This window comes from Kitasatospora sp. NPDC051984, assembly GCF_044593455.1.
Taxonomy (GTDB): Bacteria; Actinomycetota; Actinomycetes; order Streptomycetales; family Streptomycetaceae; genus Kitasatospora.
This window is the reverse complement of the sequence record NZ_JBIUCB010000022.1, coordinates 90,883-98,575: the sequence shown is the minus strand read 5'-3', so window position 1 is coordinate 98,575 and position 7,693 is coordinate 90,883. Positions and strand designations below refer to the sequence as shown.

Below are 7,693 nucleotides of genomic sequence, written 5' to 3'. Positions count from 1 at the left end.
CGGCCACCGGCTCAACGACGGGCTCAGCCTCAACGACAGGCTGCTCGACGACCGGCTCCGCCTCAACCTCCGCAACCGCCTCGGCAACCACCTCGACAACCGGCTCAGCCTCAGGCTCCGCGACAACCGCGACCTCGGCGACCGGCTCCTCGACAGCGACCTCAGGCGCAGCCTCAACCTCGGGCTCAACCTCCGCCTCAGCGACGGACTCCGCAACCGGCTCGGCCTCAACCTCGGCCGTCACCTCAGCAACGGGCTCCACGACGGCCTCAACCTCAACCTCGGCCGCAGCCTCGATCTCCGGCTCAACCTCCGCAACCGGCTCGACCTCAACCTCGGCCACCGGCTCAACGACGGGCTCAGCCTCAACGACAGGCTGCTCGACGACCGGCTCCGCCTCAACCTCCGCAACCGCCTCGGCAACCACCTCGACCACCGGCTCAGCCTCAGGCTCCGCGACAACCGCGACCGGCTCCTCGATAGCGACCTCAGGCGCAGCCTCAACCTCCGCGTCAGCGACGGACTCCGCAACCGGCTCGGCCTCAACCTCGGCCGTCACCTCAGCAGCGGGCTCCTCCGCAACCACGTCAGCCGCCACCTCGGCAACCGGCTCGTCAGCAACCTCGGCCTCGACCTCAACCTCGGCCGCAGCCTCGATCTCCGACTCAACCTCCGCAACCGGCTCGGCCACAGCCTCGGCCGTCACCTCAGCAGCGGGCTCCTCCGCAACCACGTCAGCCGCCACCTCGGCAACCGGCTCATCAGCAACCTCGGCCTCGACCTCAACCTCGGCAGCCGGCTCCTCAAAAGCAAGCTCAGGCGCAGCCTCAGCCTCGGGCTCGACCTCCGCCTCGGCGACGGGCTCCACAACGGGCTCGGCCTCAACCTCGGCCGCAGCCTCGGCAACCGGCTCAGCCTCGGTCTCCGGCTCAACCTCCGCGACCGGTTCGGCCTCAGGCTCCGCGACAACCGCGACCTCAGCCTCGGCAGCGGGCTCCTCAACGGCAGCCGCAGGCTCAACCTCCGCCTCGGCGACCGGCTCCACCGCCGCCTCGACCTCAACCTCAGCCACAGCCTCGGTCTCCGACTCAACCTCAGCAGCCGCCTCAGCCTCGACCTCGACCGTCACCTCGGCAACCGGCTCCTCAGCCGCAACCTCGGGCGCAGCCTCAGCCTCGGCCTCAACCTCCGTCTCGGCAACGGTCTCCACGACCGCCTCCACCTCAACAGCCGGCTCCTCGACAGCAACCTCCGCGTCGGCCTCGGCCTCAACGTCGGCCTCAACGTCGGCCTCAACAGCCGAGTCCTCAACAACAGCCCCGTCCGCAGCCTGCCGCGGCCCGGCCGCCAGGGCCGCGCGGGCGGACTGGTGACGGTCGTAGGCGGCGAGCGCAGCGTCCTTGTCGGCTTGACGCTCCGTCAGCTCCTCCAGCAGCTCCGTCAGCCCCTGCTCGGCGAGTTCGAGGCGGAGCTGGCGGAGGGTGGAGAGGCGGTAGAGGGTGCCTTCGTCGGCGGCGAGGCGGTCGACGAGGTCGGCGAGTTCGCCGAGCGGGAGGGAGTCGAGGGCGCGCTCGGGGAGGAGGCGGGCGAGGGAACGGACGGCGTCGGCAAGGGAGTCGACGACGTTCGCGGTCTCGGTCAGCAGCGCGCCGTCCACGGGCACGGACGGCCGGGAGGAACCGGCGACGTCCGCCGCGAGCGCCTTCCAGTCGCGGTGGGCGGCCGCGGCGGCGACGAGCGCGCTGTGCAGCTCGGCGCGGCCGGGGGCGCGGGTGCCGGCGGGGGTGAGGGCGCGGGCCTGGGCGCGCAGCTGGCGGCGGCGGTTCCAGCCGAGCTTGATGTCCTCGTACTTGCGGTAGCCGCTGGTGCCGGTGGCGGCGGCGAGCTGGTCCAGGTCGTGCTCGTAGACCTCGGTGCGCAGGGTCGCGGAGGTGGCGTGGACGCGCTGGAGCAGGTTGAGCAGGGTGGTGAGGCCGCCGAGGGTGTCGGGGATGCGCAGGCCGGCCTTGTCGGCGATGGCGTTGGCTGCCTTGCCGACGGCGCGGGTGTCGCGGCTGCGGAGTTCGGCAAGGACGGTGGACGCGGCGCGGGCGTCCTCGGGGCCGGTGAGGGTTTCGGCGGCTTCCAGCCAGGGGTTGGTCTCGTGGTTGAGCGCGAAGCCGCCCTGGTCGGCGAACCGGCCGAGCTCCTCACGGGTGCTCTGGCGGGTCTCGCCGTCCGTCGCGGACGCGGTCTCGGACGCGGCGTCGTCGGCGTCGTTCAGGGTGCGCACAGTCATGTGAAGTCCGGTTCGTGGCGTGTGGCGGGCAGGGGTGCGGGTGGGGTGGTTGCGGCGGCGGTGGCGTCGCGGTAGGCCAGAATACGGGTGCGCGTTCGACGCTTGCAGCACCTGACCCCGTGAATTGCCGGGCCGCGCCGGTCCGGTGGCGTCGGGCCGGGGCCCGGTCGCGTGGTCCGTACGGTAGGGAGCGCCACCGACAGTACGCCTTTCCCGGTCGGTGGGCGGGGGCCGGGGCGGGTCACCGGTGGGCTCCTGGGACGAGTCGGTGCAGTTCGGCGAGGCCGACGGGCCGCTGGTAGTCGCGCAGGGGGCTGCGGTGCCACCAGGCGCCGGTGTCGCGGAGTTCGGGGCCGGTGGTGAAGCGGTAGCGGTAGAGGCGGGCCCGGACCAGGGCGGGTGGGGTGCCGGGGAACGGGTTGTGGCGCAGCAGGCGCAGGGTGTCCCGGTCGTTGACGAGGAGGCGGGCGAGCAGCGGCAGGAACCAGGTGCGGGCGTAGGCCGGGGAGATCGCGGCGAACCACATCAGCCAGTCCAGGCGGAGGTGGTAGGGCGCGAACTGCCGTGGCAGTCGCCGGAGTTCGCCGGGTTTTCCGTGGAACTCGTACTCGCACCAGCCGTGCGCGCCTTCTGCGTCCCGGGTGCCTTCGAGGACGATTTCGTACCGCACCCGGTTGACGGATCCGAACGCGCCGTAGGTGTTGACGAGGTGCAGTGGGTCGAAGGAGCGGTTCATCTGCTGCCGGGGGGAGAGCAGGTTGCGCGCGGGTTGCCAGGAGCGGGCCGCCACCAGCAGCGTGTAGGCGGCCACCAGGCCCTGGTACCAGGCGGGTTGGGCGGGGTAGTGCGGGTCGGGGGCGATCGGCAGGACGCGGCGCAGGGTGCCGGTGTCGAGGGTGCCGAGGGCGGGGGCGACGGTGAGCCAGTTCAGCCAGGCGAAGTTGCCGGAGGCGATCAGCCAGAGCTGGGTGGCGATCATCAGCAGGGCGGCGTCGGAGGCGATCGGCTGCGGGAGGAACAGGCCGAAGGGGACGACGAGTTGGACGAAGTGGTTGGCTGCGGCCTCGGCCTTGTGCAGGGGTCGGGGCAGGTGGTGGAAGAACCAGCTGAGCGGGCCGGGCATGGGCTGGGTCTCGTGGTGGTGGTAGAGGCAGGTGAGCTTGCGCCAGCATTCGTCGCCGCGCCATTTGATCAGTCCGGCGCCGAATTCGACGCGGAACAGCAGCCAGCGCAGCAGCCACATGCCGAGCAGGGGTGGCGCGGTGGAGGCGTTGCCGAGGAACACGGCGAGTGCGCCGGCTTCGAGCAGCAGGGATTCCCACCCGAAGGCGTACCAGGTCTGCCCGACGTTGACGATCGACAGGTAGAGCGCCCAGACGATCACCCACAGAGCCATCGCGAAGCCGAGCGGCACCGCGTTCGCGGCTCCGGCGAGCAGTGCGGCGGCGAGGGCGGTGCCGGTCCAGGCGACGGTGGCGTAGAGGCGGTCGCTGTAGTGCCAGTGGAACAGGCTGGGGGCGTGGCGCAGCGGGACGCGGGCGACGAAGCGCGGGATCGGGAGCAGGCCGCGGCTGCCGAGCAGGGGGCGGAACTGGCGTGCGGCGGCGAGGAATCCGCACAGGTAGACGAGGGCGAGCAGGCGCAGGAACAGCTCGCGGGCGAGCCGGTACTCGGGTGCGGCGAACCATGCCATGCGGCCGCTCCTCGGGTCGGCTGCGCTCGGCCGTCCCCATGCCTACCAGGTGTGGCGGCCGGGGTGGGGCCGGTTGGGGGTGCGGTGGTGCGCCGGTTCATCCGGTCGGCCCTGCCCGGCGTGCGGGTTCGGGGTTCTGCCCGTATCGGCTGCTGAAACCCTCTGTCGGGGCGCGGGCGGAGTGTGGTGTCATTCCGCCGGACCCCTGTCAGGAGTATCAGAAGGAGACGCCCATGTCCGCGCCCTCTCCGCAGCCCGCCGCCGACCCCGACTGCCCATCCCCGGGCTCCTCCCCCGGCTCGCCCGCCAACGGCTCGCCCGCCCCCGGCTCGCCCGCCAACGGCTCGCCCGCTGCCGGTTCACCCCGTTCGGCCGCCGGCCCGGCGGGGCTGGGGGCGGCGGTCTGGGCGGCGCTCGGCATCGTGTACGTGGTGTGGGGATCGACCTATCTGGCGATCCGGGTGGTGGTGGAGACCATGCCGCCGCTGCTGTCGGGCGCGCTGCGGTTCGCGGCGGCCGCGGTGCTGCTGGCGGCGGGTCTGGCGGCCCGCCGGGGGATCGGCGTGCTGCGCGTGACGTGGCGTCAATTCGCTTCCGCCGCACTGGTGGGCGTGCTGCTGCTGTGCGGCGGTAACGGCATGGTGGTGCTGGCGGAGCGGACCGTCCCGTCGGGGCTGGCGGCGCTGATGGTGGCGAGCGTGCCGCTGTGGGTGGTGCTGCTGCGCCGGGCGTTCGGCACCAGGACCGGCCCGGCCACGCTGGCGGGCGTGCTGCTCGGCCTGGTGGGCCTGGCGGTGCTGACCGCGCCGGGCCTGACCGGCGAGGTGGGACTGTCGGGGCTGCTGCTGGTGGTGGCCGCCGCACTGGTGTGGGCGCTGGGCTCGGTGCTGGCGGGCCGGCTGCCGATGCCGGCCGACCCGTTCGTGGCGAGCGTGTACGAGATGGCGGCGGGCGCGGTGGGCGCGCTCGCGCTGGCGTTCCTGCGGGGCGAGCCGGGCGAGTTCGACCCGGCGGCGGTGTCCACCGCGTCCTGGGTGGGGCTGGGGTACCTGGTGCTGTTCGGCTCGATCGTCGCGTTCACGTCTTATGCCTGGCTGCTTCAGCGCGCACCGCTGCCGTTGGTCGCCACCTACGCGTACGTCAACCCGGTGGTGGCGGTGTTCCTCGGGTGGCTGTTCCTCTCCGAGGCCCTGACCTGGCCGATCCTGCTCGGCGGCGCGGTAGTCGTCGGCGGGGTGTTCCTGGTGGCCCGCAACGAGCGCTGAACGCTCCGCAGACCAACCTTCCGGTCAGCCTTCAAGAAGGTAACGACTTGGCCCTACCGCCCTGACCAGTGGTTTACTTCTTGACGACAAATGACGGGTGGGCTTGACTCCCCTTCACTCTCGCCGCAAGGACGCGGCGCTGTCAGGGAGGCACCACCCACCATGAATTCGATGACGCGTCGACTCGTCATCGGCACGGCCGCCGTGTCGATGACGCTGTCGCTCGCCGCCTGCGGAAGCGACAAACCCTCGTCGTCGGGCAACCAGGCGATCGGCCTGCTGCTGCCCGAGCGCGCTTCCTCCACCCGGTACGAGGCGTTCGACAAGCCACTGATCGAGGCCCAGGTCAGCGGCCTGTGCACCAAGTGCACCATCGACTACGCCAACGCCGACGGCGACGAGAAGGCGCAGAAGCAGCAGTTCGACGCGCTGCTCGCCCGCGGCGTCAAGGTGATCCTGCTCGACCCGGTGAACGCCGCCGTCACCGCCCCGTGGGTGGACGAGGCCACCCGGAAGGGCACCAAGGTCATCGCGTACGACCGGCTGGCCGCCGGCAACGTCGCCGCGTACATCTCCTTCGACAACAAGCGCACCGGCGAACTCCAGGGCCAGGCCCTGCTGGAAGCGCTCGGCAACAAGGCGGCCGGCGCCGAGATCGTGATGATCAACGGCGCGGAGACCGACCCGAACGCCGCCGACTTCAAGGCCGGCGCGCACCACGCGCTGGACGGCAAGGTCAAGCGGATCGCCTACGAGCAGTCCGGCGAGTGGAAGCCCGAGGTGGCCGCCGCCAAGGTCAACGAGGCGATCAACAGGCTCGGCAAGAACGGCTTCCAGGCCGTCTACTCCGCCAACGACGGCATGGCCGGCGCGATCATCGACGAGCTGCACAAGGCCGGGCGGGGCGACGTCCCGGTCGGCGGTCAGGACGCCTCGCTGGACGCCGTGCGACGGGTCCTCACCGGCGAGCAGGCCTACACCATCTACAAGCCGTACCTGCCGGAGGCCGAGGCCGCCGCCAACATGGCGGTCTACCTGGTCAAGGGCATCGACGTCACCTCGGTGGCCTCCACGATCACCGAATCGGGCGGCGCCCAGATCCCGTCCAGGCTGCTCAGCCCGGTGGTCGTCACCAAGGCGCGGGTCGCCGAGACCATCGTCGCGGCCGGACTGTACAAGGCCGAGGAGATCTGCACCCCGCAGTTCGCGCAGGCCTGCCGGTCCGCGAACATCCCCGGCAACTACTGACCGGGACGGGCCGCGCATACGTCCAGTGCGGTGGCGTCGCGCGGCCCGCTCCCCCCGTCGGCCGTCGGGGAGGCGCCCCCGCGGTGGCGGGCAGATCACAGGACGGTGGCGAACCGGGGGCCCGGTACCCAAGCGTCCGTTCGCCGTGGTCCACTGGGCATCTTGCCGAGCGAGGGGAGCGAGCGACATGAACCTGGACCTTGATTTCCAGACCGACTACTTCCGGGCCGCCGACGACACGGCGGTGCGGACGGTGATGGCCGACAAGACGGCCAAGCCCGCCGAGTCGTTCGAATCCGTACGGGCCAAGCGGGTCGACCCGACCACGGTGCTGCGCCGGCTGGTGGCCGCCATCGACGCCAAGGAGTTCGAGCCCGGCGGCGCCCCCGACCGCTCGATCTGGCCGACCGGGCCGCAGCCCTGGACGACGGGGGACGACGAGGCGGTCACCGAGGTCGACCAGGAGGACCCCTGGATGACCGGGCCCTGGGTGGTGGAACTCTCCGACGAGACCCGCGACGCCCTCGCCACCATCGAACGCAAGCGGCTGCCCGAACTCGCCGCCCGCTGGGCCCGCGCCGAGGAGCTCCGGCCCGTCCCGGCCGCCGAACTCGTCCAGCTGATCCACCGTCTGGGCGTCCTCGCCCGCCGGGCCAAGAAGGCCGAGCAGCACCTGTACTGCTGCCTCTCCGGCTGACCGCGTGTCCGACGACCTCGAATTCTTCCGCGCCCCGAGTGCCGCCGCCGTCCTCACCACCCTCGGCGGCGGCACCGCGCTGCCCACGTTCGACGGCCTGCGCGCCGATCTCACCGAACCTGTCGACGTCCTGCTGCTGATGGAGGAGCTGGTCGCCGCCGAACCGGACTCCTCGCTGATCACAGGCCTGGTGTGGCCGGAGATCGACATGGCCGCGTACGGGTGCTTCCTGTCCAACGCGCCCCACTTCGGGGAGCCGTGGACGTACGGGATCACCCCCACCGTCCGCGACGCACTGGCCGCCGCAAGCCCGGCCGAGCTCGCCGCGTTGCGCCCGTACGAGGACGTCGAGCCGACCGCCGCCGCACTCGAACAATTGGACGCGCTGGCCGAGTTGGCCCGCCGCGCGGTGGCCGCCGGCGATTCGCTGTACTACCGCACGGCGGGCCACCTGACCTGCCCTCAGGCCGGCCTCCCCACCGAAACCGCCTGACACCGCCTGACACCGCCTG

The 7,693-nt window shown here is 72.0% G+C and carries 6 protein-coding genes; 4 read left to right on the top strand and 2 right to left on the bottom strand.

Annotation, left to right across the window (positions count from 1 at the left end; translation table 11 throughout):
* Nucleotides 1-2,278, bottom strand: a 2,278-nt coding sequence (locus tag ACIHEI_RS30490) for a hypothetical protein (protein WP_396608976.1), incomplete at its 3' end; no start/stop codon positions are given.
* A 241-nt stretch (nucleotides 2,279-2,519) separates the two neighbouring features.
* Complete coding sequence (locus ACIHEI_RS30485) at nucleotides 2,520-3,971, bottom strand: lipase maturation factor family protein (protein WP_396608975.1); 1,452 nt, start codon at nucleotides 3,969-3,971, stop codon at nucleotides 2,520-2,522.
* 233 nt (nucleotides 3,972-4,204) lie between these two features.
* On the opposite strand from ACIHEI_RS30485, the gene ACIHEI_RS30480 reads away from it, so the two are divergent.
* From ACIHEI_RS30480 to ACIHEI_RS30465, 4 genes are all read left to right on the top strand, one after another.
* Nucleotides 4,205-5,236 carry an EamA family transporter gene (locus ACIHEI_RS30480; protein WP_396608974.1) on the top strand — a complete coding sequence of 344 codons (1,032 nt, stop codon included), beginning with the start codon at nucleotides 4,205-4,207 and terminating at the stop codon, nucleotides 5,234-5,236.
* 162 nt (nucleotides 5,237-5,398) lie between these two features.
* Nucleotides 5,399-6,484 carry a sugar ABC transporter substrate-binding protein gene (locus ACIHEI_RS30475; protein ID WP_392944793.1) on the top strand — a complete coding sequence of 362 codons (1,086 nt, stop codon included), beginning with the start codon at nucleotides 5,399-5,401 and terminating at the stop codon, nucleotides 6,482-6,484.
* A gap of 187 nt (nucleotides 6,485-6,671) precedes the next feature.
* Nucleotides 6,672-7,181 carry a hypothetical protein gene (locus ACIHEI_RS30470; protein ID WP_392944795.1) on the top strand — a complete coding sequence of 170 codons (510 nt, stop codon included), beginning with the start codon at nucleotides 6,672-6,674 and terminating at the stop codon, nucleotides 7,179-7,181.
* Between the two features lie 4 nt (nucleotides 7,182-7,185).
* Nucleotides 7,186-7,674 (top strand): hypothetical protein, encoded by a 489-nt coding sequence (locus ACIHEI_RS30465; RefSeq protein ID WP_396608973.1) that lies wholly within the window; start codon nucleotides 7,186-7,188, stop codon nucleotides 7,672-7,674.
* The last annotated feature ends 19 nt before the right edge of the window (nucleotides 7,675-7,693 follow it).

Excerpts from the sequence above, each read along its gene's own strand:
- ACIHEI_RS30485 (WP_396608975.1), bottom strand. The coding sequence starts at position 3,971 with ATGGCATGGTTCGCCGCACCCGAGTACCGGCTCGCCCGCGAGCTGTTC.
- ACIHEI_RS30480 (WP_396608974.1), top strand. The coding sequence starts at position 4,205 with ATGTCCGCGCCCTCTCCGCAGCCCGCCGCCGACCCCGACTGCCCATCC.
- ACIHEI_RS30475 (WP_392944793.1), top strand. The coding sequence starts at position 5,399 with ATGAATTCGATGACGCGTCGACTCGTCATCGGCACGGCCGCCGTGTCG.
- ACIHEI_RS30470 (WP_392944795.1), top strand. The coding sequence starts at position 6,672 with ATGAACCTGGACCTTGATTTCCAGACCGACTACTTCCGGGCCGCCGAC.